Source organism: Selenomonas ruminantium subsp. ruminantium ATCC 12561, from assembly GCF_000424065.1.
Lineage (GTDB): Bacteria > Bacillota > Negativicutes > Selenomonadales > Selenomonadaceae > Selenomonas_A > Selenomonas_A ruminantium.
On sequence record NZ_AUJE01000046.1, the window covers coordinates 1 to 20,067 of the forward strand.

Consider the following 20,067-nt stretch of genomic DNA (forward strand, 5'->3'; position numbering starts at 1 on the left):
GCACAACTTCAAGTTTGTGCATATAGAAACACTTTTGTAAAAAGGGAGAATAATAAAACCATTTTGCCATTTACTAGGCAGAATGGTTTTTATTGAGAGGGTTACGACACGGTGAATCCTCTTTAACGAGAGTTTGAAATTTTTTCTGTAAATATGAATCTTCTATGATAATTTTGATTTATGAGGGAGTAATCAGATTGGTTGCCCCCTTTATTGACTATACAATCAGCATATTTATAAGTCAAATACTAATTGGTTTTTGTAAGAAGATGTTGTAAGATTTTGAATGTGATTTTATTTTCCAGTTTTATAGACGATGGGCAAATCGAAGTTTGTAAGGGTGAAGAAAATGAATTATAAAGTAATTGACAAAGAGACATATTATCGTAAAGGCGTATTTCGCCACTTTACGGAAGATTGCAAGTGCTCAACCTCGATAACGTCGAGAATAGACGTAACAGAGCTCGTCACACATTCAAAGAACACAGGAACGAAGTTTTATGTTAATTTCCTGTATATTCTTTCAAAGGTTATGAATTCACGTGAAGACTACAGAATGGGATACCTTTGGCAGACAGATGAGCTGATCTGCTATGACGTGATCAATCCAACACAGTATGTTTTCCATGAAGATACGGAAACCTGTACGCCTGTTTATACGAAATACGATGAGGACTATGAAAAGTTCTACACTGCCGCATTGCTGGATGTTGAAGAGGCAAAGAAGACAAGGGAATACGGTCTGGATATAGTAAACCATCCCAACTGGTTTGATGCGTCGTTTATATCTTGGCTTTCCTATGATTCACTTCATCTTGAACTTCCCGATGGAAATCTATATTTTGCGCCGATCATTAACTGGGGAAAATACAGAGAAGAAAACGGTAGGCTTGTCATGCCTGTGACCGTTCGTCTAAATCATGCAATCGCTGATGGCTATCTGGTTGCAAACGTATTTCGTCTCTTGGAACAAGAAATCAAGTCTTTCATGAAGCTCTAATCGCTAAATTCCCGTTTGTCGGGATGAACGTTGGAACATAAAATCGGAATATAACGAGGAACGCTAAGTGGCTGTCATACAGGCTCCCTCTTATCTGGACAAAAAAATGCCTGAGCACGTAAATCTCTACATGCTCAGGTTTGCGTTAATTGATGAACCTACTTCAAATAAACTTCAATATAACTTCAATGCTAACTTCAAACCTACTTCAATATGAAATAGTGAAGGTCTTGATAATAGGTGCATTTCCTCCAGTAAGTATCATTTCACGATACTTACTGGAGGAAATATGCATCATAAATCCCAAATAGCTATTGAAGTAGAGGTTTTGGGGGCCATAATGCTTCTCGCCACCGCTAAAAACTGGCTTTTTCTGGATGGGGGCAGAGTTTGGAGCACAGCCTTCATTTCCCGCTGCATTTTCAGTTTTTCCTGCTGCTGGTTGTATATACGCATGAACTGGGCGCGGGCTGTGTTGACTTCATTCTCCTGAAGCCTGCAAAGCTCCATGAGGCCGAACTGTCTGGCGGCCTGTTCCACCTCCGGGCAGGAAAATTCCCAAGGCTTGCTGCTGTATGGGCTGATGGTTCGTATTACCCGTTGCACCTCTTCCCAGGCTTCTCCGGCGGTAGGGATGGAGGAATTATTGCTAAATTGCAGCATTTCCTCAGCGGTGGCTCTTATTTCCGCTACAGTGGGGAAGAATTTGCATGTGTGCAGTATCTTTGTCATGGCCGCGTAAAGGACGCCTGTATCCATGTCTAGCAGGGCATAGGCATATATCAGCATGGTATCGCTGTCTACTTTGCTATTGGGAAAGGCTGGTCGGAAACCACATAAAATCTTGATAATCTCTTTCTGTTTGTCATTCGGTGAATAGGTCATTGTCGTTACCTCCGTAGGTTGCGTCTAATTTCGCTGCTTTGGCTAATGTCTCCTCATACAAGTTCCTGGTAGGGGATATATGGCCATCTGCAGCGTTTTCTTTGTTTGTATTCCTGGATTGTGGAAGGGGGAAGAAATCTGCCCAGCCATTGATGATACTATTGTTGATGATTTCCAATTGAGCATTTATATCTTGAGGGGCCAGTTTCTCCAATTTTATCAGCAGCAAAGTGGCTGCCTGGTTACTGATGGGCTTGCGATGCAGGTTCCGTTCAGCGGCGAAAGCCTGCAAGGCTGAGCGTAGTTGTTCATCTTCAACGGCCATAAATGCGGTAGGGCAGTGCCCCAAAGATATATCTGGGGCGCTAGCCCCCTTTTTTGTATGTGCTCTAATGTTAGTGCTATTTGTTAATATGGAAGGAAAGTGCTTTTTCGTCCTATGCATCGGGCGATTTTGACCTGTGCAGGAGTCAGATTTGACTAATGCATTGGTCATTTTTGACTTTTGCCTTTGAAAATACTCATTGGTGTTACTTTGCTGCTGCAATGCAGTGGCCTCAGCCAGTGAAGTATAGTGCTGAGCTGTCTTTTCCGTGATGCGGTACCAGAGGCTCCTGTCTCTGGGGTCATAATTCCGAAATTGTCTGGCTTCAATAAATCCTGCTGTTCGGAGCCGGGCAAGCAGTCGTTTTATTTTCCCGATATTGAAACAGGGAAAGCGGTTAATGAAGTCCTGATAACTGTTGACCGTCCAATAGTAGCCATCGTTGAAGTTGTGCTCTCGTTCTCGGTTGTGATTTACCCAGTAGTAAATATCTTCCAAGAGTAATGCGGCCTCAACGCCTACTTCCAGAGCCACGGACATTTTGCCCCGGATTTCGTGCCATTGCGTAAGTGCCATATATCCTGTTCCTTTCGTTATCTAGGTTGCTAACAAGGTCTATTGTAAATCTGCTAGGGGGTTGAAAAACTATACATTTTTTTACTTTGCGATTTTTTAGTAGCGGTCAATGCTGCGCATATCATGCCGTAAATCGTCCTTTTCCGCTTCGCTGAGCCATTTCCAATCGTCCGGCTCGTCTGGTTTTGACCTGGCTACCAGCTGGGCTTCTTTGGCTCCGCCGGATAATGCCTTACTGATAAGGTCTGCATCACGGGAGGGCGTTGGATAGATACTGCCACCACCGCCTCCTGATGATGACGGCGCAACACGGAATTTGTTGCCCTGTTCCCTTGGGGCCCTTGTCGTCACTCGCTGCGATTGATATTTTGTTTGTATAATGGAATCTTTAAGTGCTCGATGCTTAGCGCACAGCTCGTTGTACTCTTTGGCTATGGGCGCATTTTTACGAAGTATACCTGCGGCAATGGCTTCTATTTTTGACCGGCCTACTGCCGTGTTGCACCGCGCTTCCAGTTCCTGCTCACGGCGGTCAATTTCCTGCCACGCATTTTTACGTTCTTCCGGGGAGAGCCTATCTTCCCGTTTTTTTAGTTCCCGCTTATCTGCACGGAGCTGTTTGAACGCCCCCTGTACATAGTTATTTTTGGCCATTTCGATGGCTCTAGGATAACTAAATACCCGTTTTCTCATGTGATAAAGCTCTTTGGCCAGCCGTTTTTCAGCAGTTTCCTGTCTAGAAATACTGGCGTTGAGGATACTGGCCACTTCCTCGGCAGAATACTCCCGGTTCTTTTGTCTGACGGCAAAATAGTCCTTGATGTGCTTGTCCAAGGCCTTGAGTTTGCTGTCCATGTTCCGCTGCAGCTTCCTGATTTCAGTCTTAGCCAGGCGATTGTCATTCACATAAAAGGCCGCTCGCTTCAAAATGCTGGCCTTATTATGTGGCAGCTTTAACCGCTCAAATACAGGGCGTATATCAGCTGCAGCCTGACGGATTTTGAGGTTAATCTTGTCCAGTTCTTTATCTATTTCCGGGCAGATTTTAAGATATGCCTCCAAGGCTTCCACATCATCCCCCGGTGGCTCTATCATGCGGCTTTTGAGGATTTCCCATTCCCTTTTTTCCTTGCCATAGCTTTTCAAATCTTGCCAGAGTTCCTTTTCCTCGGTGGTCATCGTATCAAGGGAGGCCATTTCTACTGCCCTTGGTGCCCAGATGGTGATTCCGTAAAATGCCACCATATCCTTATACATTTCCTGGATTTTCTGCTTTTCTTCCGTGAAATATGCCTGTTCATCCGCATCCTCGATATCTGGCTCAGAGGCAAAGATTCTCTCCTGCCTCTGCTTCAAGTCTTGGGATTTTTCCTCCATTTTGTCCCTGTCCATGGCATCCTTTATCATGAAACTGGTAATGATAGTTTGCTCTCGCTGGTGATTTATTTCCCGAAGTTTTTTCTGTGTATGGACCAATTTGCTATCCGACTTTATAAGCTCTACGGGCCCTACACTTTTTTCCGGCTTTTTATCCAGAAGGTCAGCTATAAAATAATTACCGCTAGACAGTGCTTCCTCACGCTGAGCTTCTAAGGTCCTGTGGTCAACCCGCAGGTTAATGCCGTTTCGCTCTAAGGCCTCGTTTTGGATTTTGGCATAGTCCCTGCGTAAGCGCATAAGATATTTTTTCCTGTCGGCAGAATTCCATTTCCATGATTTTCTGCAGCCTCCTTTGGCCGGATTTTTGCCATTGTATTGGCGAAAGAAAAGTTCCGGAGGGCGTTCCTTTTCTCGTTCCACATCATCGATTTCCCGGGTGGAAAACATGATGTGAACATGGGGCTGCCGCTCTCCGTCAGACATGGAACCTATCTTGTCATGGATGGCATAGGCATAGTAGAAATCCTGCAAATGCTGGTTGATGAATTCATCCACGATTTTCTTTTGCTCATCAAGGTTTAGTTCGTTGGGCAGGGAAAATTCAATTTCCTTATAGCGCTCCCCGTTGAATCGTTCATACTTATCCGCCGCGGTAAAAAACGTCTTAGCGCTGCCATCTGCCCACTTCGGCAGATGGTTTTTAGAATATACGCAACCACCTCGTTTTTGGAAAACAGATTCCCGGTTGATGTATTGTAAATGACTGGCCGCAGAGGTGTCCGCTGGTGGCGATGATACAGATTGAGCGCCATGCCCTTTCTCCTTTTGGTCATAATCCTTATACCGGCCTGTTCGATTGATGTAATCGCTGTGCTCGGCAGCACTTACAGAATTCCCCTTGGGGCGTTTGCTTGATTTTATACGAAAATGATACATTGCCATGTTGATTCCTCCTCAGCCAACGGCAGGTTCAATGAGCGAAGCGAATGGCAAAAAGGACGTTTTCGTCCCGGTACCCACGGGACTTTGGAAAAGTGAGTAGTTTCTCGTAAGTCCCAGGAGTGTCTGGCCTGAGGCAGACACTCCTAAGTGCACATCTCTTTACTTCTGCACTAATTTCTACCTTGGCTGTGAGGTATTGTAGCACATATCCTTGCCGAAATGGGGCCAGCTTCGAATATTGTAGAGGATTCAGAACCCCCTATATTTTTTCACCCTATGGAAATTTTGACATTGAGTAAAATATTGTATAGTTTTTCAACCCCCTATCAGATTTATAATGAAATGTATTTACAGAAAGGAGATTTTATACCATGACACGTTTAGAACGGAAGAGAAAGAGCCTTGCAGCCCTAGAGAAGCGGATGGAGGGCTTGAATGAACAACGAAAACAGTTGGAGCATGAAGTGACTGCCATCACCAATGAGCAGAAACGGTCAGCTGAAATTCTGAAAATGTATCGGGCTGGTCAGATTTTCAAGGAAGCAGGGATTTTGGATTTATACGAACACGATGAAGTTTTACAGTTACTGATGAGGTATCGGGATGATGTTTCCCGGAGGAAAAAAATTCCATATTAAAAAAGGGCGTAACCTGACAAAATAGGTTACGCCCTTTTAGGGTAGTTTCTTATATTTGTGTTCTGAATTCCTGGAACATGGCCGCTGCCAGTGCATTCATGATGGCGCGGTATTTCTCCGCATCTTGGAAGAGTCGGGTATAAGTTTCTGTACTTTCCATATAAGCTGCCTGCGCCGTATCGTCAAAAATACTGGGGAAGACATTATTCGCAAACATCTGCGCGCCATTATTTTGAGCAGCCTTTTGCAGCTTCTTATTCTGCCGGAGCTTTTCGTGGAGAGTGGTGATCACTACTCTATCCCCTTCGGTAAAATCCCCTAGATACTGCTCATTGATTTTAGCAATAACTTCCTCCAATGGGCTGAGGGTTTCTTCCTGCTTGACCGGCTTTTTGAGTTTGGCTGAAGCAAACGCGCCCTTTTCTTCCTTCACCAAAGAAATCGAACCACTGAATGTTTTTTGCAAGTTGTAATATTCCAGCCGGACACGATTTCCCAGGTCAAAGGGAACCTCGGGATCACTGGGCAGGATTTTGGCGAGATAGGAGCAGAAGATATATTCCTTGTGTAAGGGCTTGTCAAACATACGGGTAATCTGGGTAATGTAAGCATACCATTTTACCAGATTGCGGCAAAGTTTACGGAACTGATAACGCTGTTCCTGATTCAAGTCGTTATACCGCTGTTGTATCGGCAGCAGGGTGTTGGTAATGGCAGCTTGTGTCTTATTGGCTTTGCGGGCATTTTCATCGAAATAGATTTTGCTGACATTTTCGATGTCGTTATCGTCATAGATTTTGTAATCCCGCAGCATCTTCTGCACTTTGTAGATGAGGTCGGTATTCAGCTCTTCCTCCAGATAAGTCTCCTGATAAAAAGGCTGGAAGGCTGCCAAAATATCTTCCTTGGTGTTGACGAAATCGAGAATATAGGTGTCTTCCTTATCTGGGTGGATACGGTTCAAACGGGATAAGGTCTGCACCGCTTTTACACCTTTGAGCTTTTTATCGACAATCATGGTATGCAGCAGCGGTTCATCAAAGCCGGTCTGATATTTCTCGGCCACGATAAGGATATGGCCCTCATCATGGAAAACTTGCTTGGTCTGAGCTTCGGAAACATGGTTCCCGGCGGCATCCACATTGAGGCCGCTTTCCGTATATTCCTTATCGCTGGCATCCTCCGGGTCTTTGATGCTACCGGAGAAGGCGGCGAGGATTTCGATATCATGATAGTTATGTGTTTTGAGATACCGCTTGATTTCATGGAAATACCGCACCGCTGCCAGTCGCGAAGAGGTCACCACCATCATCTTGCCTTTGCCCTTAATCTTGTGTTTAGTGACTTCGCGGAAAGTCTCCACAATCAAAGCAGACTTCTGCTGAATATTGTAGGGATGAAGTTCACTGAAACGCCGAATGAGCTTCAATGCCTTGGATTGGGGAACAGCAGGATTTTCCGTCACGTTCCGGGCAATCTGATAGCAGGTCTTGTAGGTGGTGTAGTTGGCCAGCACATCCAGGATAAAACCTTCCTCGATGGCCTGCCGCATGGAGTAGATATGGAAGGGATGGAAAGAACCATCCTCGTATTCCGTGCCGAACTGCTCCAAAGTCTTTTCTTTGGGCGTAGCCGTAAAGGCGAAAAAGGACAGATTATCATGACGGCCATGGGCAATCATTTCCTGCACCAGCCGGTCTTCGTTATCCAAAAGTTCCTCTTCGGCTTTGCCTTCCAGCTCAGCATATTCTTTGAGGGCATCCGCCTTATCGGCCAAAGCCACCTTCATCTTCATAGCCGAACTGCCGGTCTGGGAAGAATGGGCTTCATCTACAATAATGGCGAACCGCTTTCCAGCTGTGTCCTTGACTTCCTCATAAATCACTGGGAACTTTTGCAACGTGGTGACGATAATCCGCTTCCCGGCATTGATGGCTTTTTTGAGGTCTTGGGAGGTCTTCTTCTCCCCAATGGTTTCCACGCTGCCGATGGTATGGTCAAACCCCATAATGGTTTCCTGTAACTGGGCATCCAGATTGCGGCGGTCTGTTACAATGACTACCGAAGTAAAGATAGGCTCATTGTCGGCATTGTGCAGGGAGGCCAGCCGGTAAGCTGTCCAGGCAATAGAGTTGGACTTGCCTGACCCTGCCGAGTGCTGAATCAGGTAATTACGGCCTGAGCCGTATTCCCGCACATCGAAAATTAGCTTCCGCACCACATCCAGCTGATGATAGCGAGGGAAAATCAATCGATTCCCCTGGAAGTTCACAAACTTTTGCAGGATATCAAGCAGGCTGTCCTTTTGCAGCACATTCTTCCAAATGTAGCCCGTAACATAATCCCCGTTCTCCGTCTGGGGATTGCCAGCCCCGCCGTCATAGCCTGCTCCATTGCTCCCCTGATTGAAGGGCAGGAAAAAGGTATTGGCTCCTTTCAATTCCGTGGTCATGGCTGCCTGATACAGGTCAACGGCAAAAAAGGCAAGAATGCGGTGATTCAGCTTAAAGATCGGTTCCCGATAGTCCCGGTCATACATCCACTGGGTCTTGGCATTGTCGATACTCTGGCCAGTGAGCTGGTTCTTCAATTCAATGGCCACAAGAGGAATGCCGTTGATGGCCAACATCATATCCACGCTGTTATTATTCTGCGCCGAATAATGCCACTGACGGATGCACTGGCAGATATTCTGCTTGTAATGCTTCACCGCCAGGTCATTGAGGGTAGATTCTGGCTTGAAATAGCAGACCTTGAAATCCATTCCACGGTGCCTAAAGCCATGTCGCAGGACAGAAACAAGACCATCGGCCTGCACCGCATCTTCAAAGCACTTGTAAAACTTTCGTAATGGGTCAGAATTGCACTGCTTCTCAAAGCGTTGCCATACCAAAGGCTGGGTGGTCTTTACGAATCGCACCAGCGTTTTTATATCCAGCGCCATATCAATGGATTCACGATAGCCGGAGTCATCCGCCTGCTGATAGCCCCCTGCAGGGCTTATCAGGTATTCTTCTATATTTGCTTCAAACTGTTTCTCATTCTCTGCCACTGCTATCACCTACTTAACCTGTTTTTTGTATTGTCCTTTTCATAAAGACAATATCATTGCTTTGTCCATTTGTCCCCCAGGTTGGGGGACAAATCAATTCAGTCACAGGTTGTGACTGAATTACCACCCCATTTTCTCACAATATCCTCACAGAAAGAACAATATGGCTATTTGTCTAATTGTCAGCTTCCTGCATTAACCTATCAAAATCGCTGACATAGTGCTTGTCCTGCAACACCCGGTATTGCTCAAACTCGCTTTCTGCAAAGGCTTTGGCAATGGCCGCAGATACTTTACCTTTATCATGGAGAATTTCTGCATCATTGAACTGCAAGAATGCATCCAGCTTGCTGGCCCAGTCAGCCATGGTCATGGGAATATGACGGCGGGCCTGACGGGTGGCGTAGTCTAGATACATGGTGACAATCTCGTTAAGTTCCTGCATTTCTTCCTTAGCCAGATAATTCTTGGCGATTGACACGTCAGCCTTGACGATTTTTCCATCCGGGGCGTTTTTCCATGAGGTCAGCCCCATGTGTTCCTTCTTGTGGTCGGCTCTATCCATGATAAGCTCTGCCGCTGTACTGCCGTGAACGGCATAGTGCATCTTATTCTGCACTGTGGCAAAAAAATCACGGGTGGTCTTGCTGTCCAGCGTATAATCTACCGCCGTAGCGTAGATGTCCGTTATTTTCTGATAGAAACGCCGCTCACTAGCGCGAATCTCCTGAATCTCGGAAATCAGATGGTCAAAATAGTCTTCGTCAAAAATCTGACCATTGATAAGTCGGTTCTTGTCCAGCACATACCCTTGCTTGGCAAAGGTGTCCAGCACCTTGGTAGCCCACTGACGGAATTGGATAGCCCTTTGGGAATTTACCTTGTAGCCAACAGCGATAATGGCCGACAGGGAATAGAACTTATACTGATAGGTTTTACCATTATCGGCAACTTGTGCAAATTTTGCACAAGTTGAATCCTCATCCTGTTCTCCATCCGTATAAATCTTCTTCAAATGCTTGGCAATAACACTGCGGTCAATGTCAAACAGTTCCCCCAGGGCCTTCTGTGTCAGCCATACGTCGCCGTTCTGCACCCGCACCTCAATGGAACCTGCGCCGCTGTCCTTGGTAAATACCAAAAAATCTACCGTGCTATTGCGAATATTAGCGTTGGTCATCACGCCACCACCTTCCGCTTGCCGGTTACTACTTCGTAAATCAAGGATTTTTTGTAGGCTTCAAGGTCTTCGATAAGGGATTGTTTTTCAGAAATAACATCTTCCATTGTACATAATTTTTTTTCAAGTTTTTCAATTACCATTAATTGCTCGTTTTTTATAGGAGCAGAAATTCTTATCGCATTCAACATTCCTTGATTGAGATTATTTATATTGGTTGAATCATTGCTATGTTTGAGCAACGATTCTTTGAAATAACTTGTTCTAAAATAATATAATAAGAATTTGCTATCAACAATCTCTGTATGTTGATTTCTGAATCGTATACAGAATCCACTATAAGTCAAAGGAAATGTTATATTATCCACCATAATACTACGCCCCACTAAGTCCTTGCTTCCGTTTGAGCGTACAAAAATAATATCCCCGTTTATTAATAAATATTCATCGTCAATTTCGAAATCTATATGTATATTCTCAAACGAATCTTCCTTAGAGAGGATAGTGTTATCCTTAAAACAACCGACTCCGAGGAATTTTATATTCCCATTTTCCTCAAAATGTGTAAAATTTAGTCCGTTTTTTAATGAGCCTAAGTGATTAAGTTTGATATGAATATCATTATACCCCAGAATGTATTTATCTATAACCGCCTGTTTCAGTTCCTTGTATTCCTCAATACTTGCTTTAGCTTCAGCAATGATAGTATCTATCTTGGAACAACGGTCATCAAGGTAGTGGGCGATGCGTTGTTGCTCATTTATTGGTGGAAGAGGTACTTTCAGAACTCCTAATTGTTCTTCAGTAAATGAATGACGTAAATTTTTAGCTAAGTGTAACAGTTCTTTTGTATGGTCCATCATCAGATAGTAATAATAGTAATATCCCAACTTTGCGTTGTCATGCATTTTGAAATTGCTATATGCAGGGCTTGTAACTCCATTATTTAATACACGTCCTACACATCGAGGTGTCACATCAATATCAAAAAGACACATAAGCAAATCGCCTTTTTTTACATATTGATAGCCATCGAATGTTGTTGGCATTTTCCCCGTTGGATTTATTAAATCTCTAACAATAACACCATTCATTGTTAAAGATAGAACATCTTCATCATTCCACTTTGCACAAAGACTTTTCTCTTTGTGCATAACATATTTATTAGCAATTATATTCCATGATTGAGGTATTTCTCCCATCCACTCAATCCCACTATCCTTTAACTCTGATTTATCCCGCATTATCGCTTTCATCAACATCCCCCATCATATTGCTAATACTATTGTCACGGATAAAATTTTACATACGAAAAGAACCATCCCCGTAGGAATGGCTCTTCCTTTGTTCATCTAGCGGACCTCTTGCGTTACAGGCGGCCAACCCGCAACGCTGTCAGCAATGAACGTCCTAAACCTACTGTTATTGTAGCACAACACACAAAAAAATGCTATAATATTTTCGCTGTGCACCTCTCAGCGGAAGGGAGGGTTAGCGATGAACAACCTAAACCTGTTGCGTGACTTCCTGCTTTCATTGATTGCTGGATTGGTAGCCAACTATTTATTCACCGTGCTGATGAAGTAGTACAGCAATCAGCAAACACCTCGGGCAAAGGCCAGCCGTTGAGGGAGAAAAGCCGTTCATTCATTGGACGGCTTTTCGTTTACTCATTTTCCTCAAACAACTCATGGAGCTTGCTCATCAAGCTTTTCTCATGTTCTTCAATGCGCTTTGCAATATCTTCCGCCGGCTCAATCTGCTTGTATTCGTAGAAGGTTCGAGTAAAGGGGATTTCATAGCCCACCTTGGTCTTTTTACGGTCAATCCAGGCATCAGGATTATAGGGCAGGACTTCTCGCTCGAAGTAAGCGTCAATATCTTCTTCCAAAGGCACGTTTTCCGTGTCACGCTTCTTGGTGTCAGCCACGGGCTTGCCCTTTTTCAGCACCTTTTCCCCATTTTCGTCCAATTCCGGGGATTCCACGGTGATTTTGTTGTAGCCCAAGGTCACGGCATCTAGCACCTTGGATTTTACGGTGATTTCTCCATCATTTTCATCCGTTTCCGTGAACGTGCCATCAGCATACAGACCGTAGAGTTTTACAATCAAGTCACGGCAAGCGGTAGTGATGTCCACACGCTTGTTACCGATATTTTTGCGGCGGGAAACCTTGCAATTTGATGCGTCAATCAGCTGTACCTTCCCGGCCCGCTCCTCGGGCTTGTCCTTGGTAATCAGCCATACATAGGTGGCAATGCCTGTGTTGTAGAAGGAATCGTTTGGCAGCTGCACAATAGCATCCAGCCAGTCATTTTCAATAAGATAGCGGCGGATTTCGGACTGGCCAGAACCTGCGTCCCCAGTGAATAGGGACGAGCCGTTCTGAATGATGGCCATGCGGCCATTTTCCTTCAGCTTGGCCACGCCGTTCAGCAGGAAAAGCATCTGACCGTCAGATTTTGCAGGCAGGCCGGGGGCAAAACGTCCGGCAGCCCCCTGTTTGTGTTCGGCGGTGACTTCATTTTCCTCCCGCTTCCAGGGAATGCCGAAGGGAGGATTGGAAATGATATAGTCGAATTCATAGCCGCTGAATTTATCATCCGAGAGCGTATCGCCAAACTGCATATTGTCCGGGTCTCCTCCACGAATCAACATATCTGCTTTGGCAATACCGAAAGTGAAGGGATTGAACTCCTGACCGAAAACATCTACGTCAGCCTCGCTGTCCAGAGCTTTGAGTCGTTCTTCCATGCAGGTCAGCATCTGACTGGTGCCCATAGTCATATCGTAGACAGTCTTGCTGATGCCATCTTCTTCAAAGGCATTCCTGTCCCCGGCCACCAACAAGTCACACATAAGATAGATAATATCCCGGCTGGTGAAGTGCGCCCCTGCTTCCTCGTTATAAGACTCGGAGAACCGCTGGACAAGGTTTTCAAAGATATAACCCATATCCACCGCCGTGACATTTTCCGGGGAGAAATCCGCCTTTTCCGAATTGAAGTCAGAAATCACCTGATACAGGAGCCCGCCTTCCACCATGCGATTAATCTGTGACGTGAAATCCATGCGCGCCAGAATATCCAGCACGTTATCCGAAAAGCCGTTCAGATAAGCCTTGAAGTTGTCCTCGATGTTCTCCGGGTCAGCTACCAGAGTCTTGAACGTAAACGGGCTGGTGTTATAGAACTGATAGCCGGAAGCACCGCGCAAAAAGCCCTCCTTCACGGCCAGATTCTTGACTTCCTCGTATTTTGCCAGTACCCGTTCATGAGTTGGCAGCAGACAGTCATGGAAGCGCTTGATAACCGCCATGGGCAGCACAACAAGACCATATTCGTGAGGCTTGAACGCCCCTACCAGGTCATCTGCCACAGACCAGACCAATGCTGCTTTCTCCTGTATGTTACGGCCTACTTCTTGTATTTTCTCATTGCTTGTTTCTGACATATACTTGTTCCTTTCGAAAATGTGTTGGATAAGTTGGATATATTGGATATGTTGTTCAATAATAACAACATATCCAATATATCCAACAGTGAAAATAAGGTTTTTTTACGATATTATTCTTCGTCTGCCGCTGGCAACTCTTTTAGAAGGGAGGGCTTGATGGAGAGCAGCCTAAGTAGATTTGATATTGCTCGACTGGGGAGAATATCACCGCTCTCGTACTTTTGAAACGCTCTTTTTCCACCGCCAAGGATAAGACCGGCCTGAATTTGGGTCAAATTTAAGCGTTTGCGGATGGTGCGTATTTCATTTGGCAGTAGCAGATGCTCCACCTCTGCTTTTAATTCCTTGATGGCATTGTCGTATACCTTTAGGTCATCTTGGGTAAAGGTGGCATCGCACTCATCCGTTGCCGGATACCAGCCGGGCATATCAAAGGTTTTGCTACGACCTTGGTATTTTATAGTTAAAGGTCTAACATCCCTTTTTAGTTCCACACCAGTTTCTGTATCATATTTGTGTTCTTCCATAATGATACCTCGGTTCTCTGTTATTGTAGGAATACTTGTGAAATTTCTCGTCTAATCAATATTATAACCATAGTGGTGTATTAGTGCAATCATATTCATGATATACTAATTTTATAAACATTATGTTACGAGGAGGTGCGAATATGAAAGAATGCCATGTTGTAGATGTATTTCGCCCTAACACTATGCCGTCTTATACATACATAAATAGACAAGAAAAGCGGGGGACTACCTACGAGGCAAAACTAAGACGCGCTCTTCAAAAGGTGGGGAGCTTGATAGTTATTTCAGGTAGCTCTATGACGGGAAAGACCGTTCTCTATCGCAAAGTTGTGCCGGGAGAAAAAATCATTGAGCTTAGTGGTGCCCATATAAACTCTGTTGAAGATTTTTGGCAGCAGATAGCAGAACGTCTGTGCAGCCAAAGGGAAAATATCATTCCCGAAATCATACGAAACAACACCTGGGCTCTGAAAAAACTTATTGCCGGAGATTTGGTGCTGGTCATTGATGGTTTCCATTACATCAACCCCGAAACACAGCTCTGTCTGTCCAGAATATTGAAAGCAGAGCTTTTCAACGGACTAAAGGTCATTCTCCTAACGCTGCCTCATTTCGCTGATGACGTTATCAAACGCAATCCTGACCTCATCGGACGTACGGTCTTTATAAACTTGCTTCCTTGGAAAAAAGAGGAATTAGAACAGATAGCCCGCAAGGGGTTCGATTTATTGCATATCCCCATTCCTAACGAACAGATAGAGCAAATTGTGCAGGAAAGTGTCCTTTCCCCTCAGCTGATGCAGAAAAATTGCTACAATCTGGCCATTCGTATCATAAAAAATGGTGAAGAAATCTCTTCTGATGCAGTAAACAGGGCATTTTGTGATACCGTGGAGGCATACCAGTATTACAGGGACAATATACGGAATATGTGGGAAGGGGCAGCAAAGAGGCGAAGCCGTCGCAAGGAATATACTTTGAAAAACGGGCTTCACTGCGATGCCTATGGACTATTTCTGCTTAGCCTGAGCATTTACCCACCTATGATGAAACTGACCGCCGCAGAAATACATGAGTGCATGAGTGAACTCCTGAAAGAAGGAGAAGAAGCCCCTAAAGGGATGTATCTAGCCAATGTAATTAAACATAGCGAAAGCATTATCAAATCCTCTATACCTGCCTTAGAATGGAAAAACAGCACCCTGTATATTCTCGACCCTTTTCTACTGTTCTACCTTCGCTGGGATGATAACTGGAAGCAAGAGGCCATAAGATAATTAAAACACGGCTAATCCCTTATAATAAAAGGGGTTAGCCGTATATACTGTATATACAATCTATACACTTTGGGGTATAGGAAATCGCTATGTATTAGCTTATATGACGAAATATTTCCTGCCTATATAATATATGAGTTTCCTTATTGGGAATGACCAATGTACATTCTTGGCCTGCAGGTCCCCAATGGCTGGATTCAGCGGTCAGGCACCCACTGATTAGCAGTAACGTATAAAGAGCGTCTATGCCAACATCTTCGTAAAAACTTCCATCTTCAATGACAGCTGTGATATTCTGTCCTTCATGCAGTTGTAACAAGCTGTTATACTGTTCATGGCTAGCTTTAGGGATAAGTTGTTTGAGCATAGCTTGGTTGATGGTAATATCCCAGTAAGACTGTGAACGGCAATGGTTGGCAAAATAGCTTATCACTGACCAAGGATTGTAAATTTCCATTCCAGCATAATGGTAACCACCGTACCATTGCGCTATTTCAGGTAATCGTTGCTTCTGTCCAAAGGTAGATGCCAGCTTGGTAACTTCATCACGAGTAAAGCCCATGGTTGTGGGATACGATTCGTTTACGACACTGCTGGTAACAACATTGTTCAGGCCGAGAAAAAAATTATTATCAGGTATGCCTAATACACCGGCCAGCAGGGCAAAATCCAATGCTGGATTGGTTTTTAGGGCGCTGCCAAGGAAATTTCCCATAAAGGTGCAGGCTTCTGTGTAAAAATCATTTTCCCAGGCTTGTTGAATTACCATATCATAGTCATCTATTAGTAAAACAACTGGTTTATGGTAGTGTTGTTTGATAAATTGAAGAAGCTGTTGTAGAGAGATTTCAAGGCTTGCCGTATTGCTGCTCTTATTACAAATGGCGGTGAAGTACCGGCGCTCAACGTCTCTTATCGCTTTATTTTTCATCAGGAACATATACTGCTGATAAAGAGCGGCCATTTTACTTTTTAGATTCTCCAGCATTTGCGCCCAGGTAGTTCCCCTGCATTCCTTTAGAGAAATCATAACCACAGGTTTTTCCCCTTGTTCATCCATATATGGGCTTCCAGCCTGTTCAATAGCCAAGCCGTCAAAGAGGTGGCGGTTTCCTTTGCCGTATTCTGATGAAAAGAAGTATTTGGGCATAGACAGAAGTAAGCTCTTGCCAAACCGTGGAGGGCGTGTCATTACCAGCACTTTAGGTGATCTATCCAGTAAATCCTTGATAAAAAGGCTTTTATCGACAAAATAGTAATTATTTTGCCTTAGCATGGCGAAATCTTCAATTCCAATAGGAAGTTTCATAAAAAAGTCCTCTTACAGGTGTTGGATAAGTTGGATATATTGGATATGTTGTTCAACATATCCAATATATCCAACTTATCCAACACGGGATTTTATAAATCTTCAATTTTGTAGGTGCTGTAACCTTCATATTTGTAGGAAGCATCAATGCCTTTCATATATACTTGTCGGTCATCAATATGATTGGTCAACGCTTCTTTTAGCAGCATCATTATTTCTTTATTGCGAACAGGACTGCGCTCCATGGCGAAAAGATAATCTTCTTTATCGATTTTACTCCAGTCAATGACCTGACCCAGTTCTTTTTTTAAGATGACATCCAGCCAAATGCGAGTGCTGCGGCCATTTCCTTCACGGAAGGGATGAGCAACATTCATTTCAATATACTTATCAATAATCTGCTCGTAGGTATTCTGCGGCATTTTATCAATATTACAAAGCGCCTCCGCTAAATACAATACTGGTACAAATCGAAAATATCCTTTTGTTATATTGACTGTACGCAACTTCCCGGCAAATGCGTAGACATCCTGAAACAAATATCCATGTATTGATTTCAAGCCTGCAAAAGTGCCAACCTCAAATTCATACAACATTCTTTTATCATGCAATTCAAGGGCACGTTTCTTCGTCAATCGTTCTTCTTCATGAGCTAAATACAGCGAATCTTCTATTCCTAACTTATTGTTTACATCCATAGCACTGCCCCTTATATCAGCACTATATAAGTGTTTTTATACATTAAACTTAACGTTAAAATAAAAGTTATTATACTGTTATTAAACAGTTTTATAACAGTATAATAACTTTTTAGTTACTTTTTCTACGCCTTTTTATAACATTATAATAAGCGTCAATAGCTTCTCCTATTGTATCGGTTAAGCTATGTTTGCTCATGGTTGCAAGCTCGTCTAGCTTCTGATACTGTTCAGGTGTAATATACGCAGATACACGCTTATATTCCTTCTTTACCCTAGGACGACGTTTAGTCTTCTTTACTGAACCATTATCTATATCTGTTTCTTTTTTGTTATCTTTTTTAGCTTTTTTTTGCGCCTTTACATGAGCAGAAAAATCTGTATCAATCATAGATGCAACATCTAAACTCTCAGCCATTATTCTTCATTCCTTCCAAATATTCATTTAAAAATGCTTCATAATCTTTTGCCCCATTGCTATCAGGAGCATACTTATATATAGGTTTATTCATAACCTGTGATTCTGTCAGTTTAATATTTTCTCGAATCTTAGTATTAAATACCACTGCCCCCATAACCTGGGCTGCCTGTTCATAAAGAGGTAACATCTGTTTAGATATATTGGTTTGAGTTGAATATCTTGTAAGCAAAATCCCCGCTATATTTAGATTTTCGTTATAGTTCTCACGAACAAGCTCAACATTGCCAAAAAGCTCCATACATCCAGCCACTGAATATGCATCGCTCTGCGCACAAATTATTAAGTCATCTGCTACCACCAATGCATTAAGTGTTAATAACCCCATAGCAGGCGGTGTATCAATAATCACAAAATCATAACCTGCAACCTTTTTCAAAGCCTTTCTTAATAGACTTTCCGAACCAATTCTAGGGAAATCGGCCTCTGCATTAGATAGCCGCTTATCTCCAGCTATAAAATCATATACTCCATTGCTTTGTAATACGGTCTCTAATGAATCCCCTTTTAAGAAATCGTATGTTCCTTTTACGTTTTTTTCTCCCCCAGAAGAAACACCAAAATTCCCCTGACCATCCATATCTATAGCTAATACTTTATAGCCTGCTTTTACTAAGCCTGCTGCCGTTGCTAAAGCGCTGGTCGTCTTACCTACGCCGCCTTTCTTATTGCTAAAAACTACTACCCGCATGCTAAATCCCCCTCTATCTAACACTACCATTACACTATTTTTACTATTACTATACATTATATTTACATAAATGTCAATGTATATATAATGTTATTTTAACGTTAAAATAACTGTAATTTAACAATAAAAATAATGTTATCAAACTGAAATTACACAGTTTGGCAACATTATTTTTACCTTCTTATAGCTGTTAAATACCTTGTGTATTCCTTATAGAATCAGGCATATAGCTCTAAAAACCTCTCAACACTCATGTTATGGTCTTCTAAACGACTACGCGATGTAAATGATAGTTTTCTATCACGAAGTTCTTTGCATATTACCTTCACTATCGCAGCCTCTATTTTATTTTTCTTATCAAAAGGTATTTCTTCCTTCGACTCATCTATAGCGACTTCACCACCAAACAACTTTTTCGCTACTTGTTCCCATTCATTGTTTTCTTTTATAGCCGTCAACTCACGTTCTATCGCAGCTTGCGTATCTAAATCTTGTTGTCTGTAGTTTTCTTTTATAGCATTATACAAGAATCCCTGTAAATTTTCGGGTTTTCTTTGTTCAGCTAATTTCAACGCATGCTCCATTCTTTTTTCAAATTCCTCATTACTTCCACATAATGTTGTTAGCTGCGTTACGACCTTAATTGATAAACCATGCCTTTCCTTTTTACTAGGCGTCATCTCCAACTGTATATTTCTTTGAACATCTTGGCTGGCCGTAACCTCACTGCAATCCAAAGAAAAAATAAATCCTATTATCTTCCTACCATTTCTCACTTTTTCATAACTAATATTATATTCTGTACTCTGGTTTATGTCATTAATAGGTGTTTCTATGACTGTTTGTACAAATGAACCAACATGCTTATATTTCCCATCTTCTATATTCATGAGAAATCTCAGGTCTTCAATTGCTATATTTCTTGTAATTATATTATTTTGCATCATGCCACGATATTGTAACATCAGCTCCAATAATCTTACAGCATAAGCTGAATGAAGGCCAAAAAGTTGTTTAGCATCTAATTTAGTATAGCCACGTCCTGATTCTAGTATATCTAATATCAACGGGCGCATATCCTCATTGAATTTGATTAACAATCCATCTTCGGGCCTGTATTTTATACGTCCAAATATAGGATATTTGGTAAAACCTCCATCACTATCACGAAGTGTAACTACCTTTTCTGCCATTCCATCACATATAGATTCTAGTCTATTGAGATATTCACCATGACCAAAAACTTTCTTTACTTGTCCCGGAGATAATCTTAAATCCTTAAATGCCTCGTCATAAAATTTATCATTTTTCGACACATGTGGGTTTACATGTTGCAAAGCCAGTAAAAAGAGGCGCATTTCTATTGCTCCAAATGGTTGTCGTCCTTCTACCAAAGGATTACTCTGATAGATAATAGGCCTACGTTCATCAAGTTCCTCTGACATATTTTCACCGCCTAAATTGTAAATCTAACTCGTGTAATGTACCGAATTGTGATTTTTATCGGCTCTTACATCGATAATTAGGTCACAATCCCCTACGATTAATTATTATATAACAGTATCGTAGGGTTTGCAATGGCAATTTCTACGATACTCCTTCTAATTAGGTCACATTTCCCTACGAACTGGTCACATTTCCCTACGATA

General features: G+C 42.8%; 16 protein-coding genes. 3 read left to right on the plus strand and 13 right to left on the minus strand.

Features of this window, described 5'->3' with window-relative positions; translation table 11 throughout:
• The first annotated feature begins 349 nt into the window (after positions 1-349).
• The gene (locus G598_RS0113550; protein WP_014426069.1) at positions 350-1,000 is read left to right on the plus strand and encodes a CatA-like O-acetyltransferase, family 3; all 651 of its coding nucleotides are present in this window, start codon (positions 350-352) and stop codon (positions 998-1,000) included.
• Positions 1,001-1,294: 294 nt separating this feature from the next.
• On the opposite strand, the gene G598_RS0113555 is transcribed toward G598_RS0113550, so the two are convergent.
• From G598_RS0113555 to G598_RS0113565, 3 genes are all read right to left on the minus strand, one after another.
• Complete coding sequence (locus G598_RS0113555) at positions 1,295-1,885, minus strand: hypothetical protein (protein WP_014426067.1); 591 nt, start codon at positions 1,883-1,885, stop codon at positions 1,295-1,297.
• Positions 1,866-2,786: a hypothetical protein gene (locus G598_RS0113560; protein ID WP_014426066.1), complete on the minus strand. Its 921-nt coding sequence runs from the start codon at positions 2,784-2,786 to the stop codon at positions 1,866-1,868. The genes G598_RS0113555 and G598_RS0113560 overlap by 20 nt, the downstream gene beginning before the upstream one ends.
• Before the next feature lie 96 nt (positions 2,787-2,882).
• Positions 2,883-5,108: a MobA/MobL family protein gene (locus G598_RS0113565; protein WP_014426065.1), complete on the minus strand. Its 2,226-nt coding sequence runs from the start codon at positions 5,106-5,108 to the stop codon at positions 2,883-2,885.
• Positions 5,109-5,479: 371 nt separating this feature from the next.
• Here G598_RS0113565 and G598_RS0113570 point away from each other — a divergent pair, with 371 nt between their 5' ends.
• Entirely contained in the window at positions 5,480-5,746 is a 267-nt protein-coding gene (locus G598_RS0113570) for a hypothetical protein (protein ID WP_014426064.1), read from the plus strand.
• A 49-nt stretch (positions 5,747-5,795) separates the two neighbouring features.
• Here the strand turns inward: G598_RS0113570 and G598_RS0113575 are convergent, their stop codons facing one another.
• The 5 genes from G598_RS0113575 to G598_RS0113600 form a co-directional block, all read right to left on the minus strand.
• Positions 5,796-8,807, minus strand: coding sequence for a type I restriction endonuclease subunit R (locus G598_RS0113575; RefSeq protein ID WP_211221591.1), 3,012 nt, complete (start codon positions 8,805-8,807; stop codon positions 5,796-5,798).
• Between the two features lie 166 nt (positions 8,808-8,973).
• Positions 8,974-9,978 (minus strand): virulence RhuM family protein, encoded by a 1,005-nt coding sequence (locus G598_RS0113580; RefSeq protein ID WP_014426062.1) that lies wholly within the window; start codon positions 9,976-9,978, stop codon positions 8,974-8,976.
• On the minus strand, positions 9,978-11,234 hold the full coding sequence (locus tag G598_RS18745; protein WP_014426061.1) for a restriction endonuclease subunit S: 1,257 nt from the start codon (positions 11,232-11,234) through the stop codon (positions 9,978-9,980). Before G598_RS18745 ends, G598_RS0113580 begins: the two co-directional genes overlap by 1 nt.
• Before the next feature lie 410 nt (positions 11,235-11,644).
• Positions 11,645-13,432, minus strand: coding sequence for a type I restriction-modification system subunit M (locus tag G598_RS0113595; RefSeq protein WP_014426060.1), 1,788 nt, complete (start codon positions 13,430-13,432; stop codon positions 11,645-11,647).
• A 113-nt stretch (positions 13,433-13,545) separates the two neighbouring features.
• Positions 13,546-13,962, minus strand: a complete 417-nt coding sequence (locus G598_RS0113600) for a type II toxin-antitoxin system MqsA family antitoxin (RefSeq protein ID WP_014426059.1) — start codon at positions 13,960-13,962, stop codon at positions 13,546-13,548.
• A 143-nt stretch (positions 13,963-14,105) separates the two neighbouring features.
• Here G598_RS0113600 and G598_RS0113605 point away from each other — a divergent pair, with 143 nt between their 5' ends.
• Complete coding sequence (locus G598_RS0113605; protein WP_014426058.1) at positions 14,106-15,242, plus strand: ATP-binding protein; 1,137 nt, start codon at positions 14,106-14,108, stop codon at positions 15,240-15,242.
• A gap of 94 nt (positions 15,243-15,336) precedes the next feature.
• On the opposite strand, the gene G598_RS18045 is transcribed toward G598_RS0113605, so the two are convergent.
• From G598_RS18045 to G598_RS0113630, 5 genes are all read right to left on the minus strand, one after another.
• Entirely contained in the window at positions 15,337-16,551 is a 1,215-nt protein-coding gene (locus G598_RS18045) for an AAA family ATPase (protein WP_014426057.1), read from the minus strand.
• A 92-nt stretch (positions 16,552-16,643) separates the two neighbouring features.
• Entirely contained in the window at positions 16,644-17,249 is a 606-nt protein-coding gene (gene fic / locus G598_RS0113615; RefSeq protein ID WP_014426056.1) for a protein adenylyltransferase Fic, read from the minus strand.
• Positions 17,250-17,361: 112 nt separating this feature from the next.
• A complete protein-coding gene (locus G598_RS0113620; protein WP_014426055.1) occupies positions 17,362-17,667 on the minus strand; it encodes a hypothetical protein in 306 nt (101 codons plus the stop codon).
• The gene (locus tag G598_RS0113625; RefSeq protein ID WP_014426054.1) at positions 17,660-18,418 is read right to left on the minus strand and encodes a ParA family protein; all 759 of its coding nucleotides are present in this window, start codon (positions 18,416-18,418) and stop codon (positions 17,660-17,662) included. Before G598_RS0113625 ends, G598_RS0113620 begins: the two co-directional genes overlap by 8 nt.
• Before the next feature lie 218 nt (positions 18,419-18,636).
• Positions 18,637-19,863, minus strand: a complete 1,227-nt coding sequence (locus tag G598_RS0113630) for a replication initiation protein (protein ID WP_014426053.1) — start codon at positions 19,861-19,863, stop codon at positions 18,637-18,639.
• Positions 19,864-20,067 lie beyond the last annotated feature (204 nt).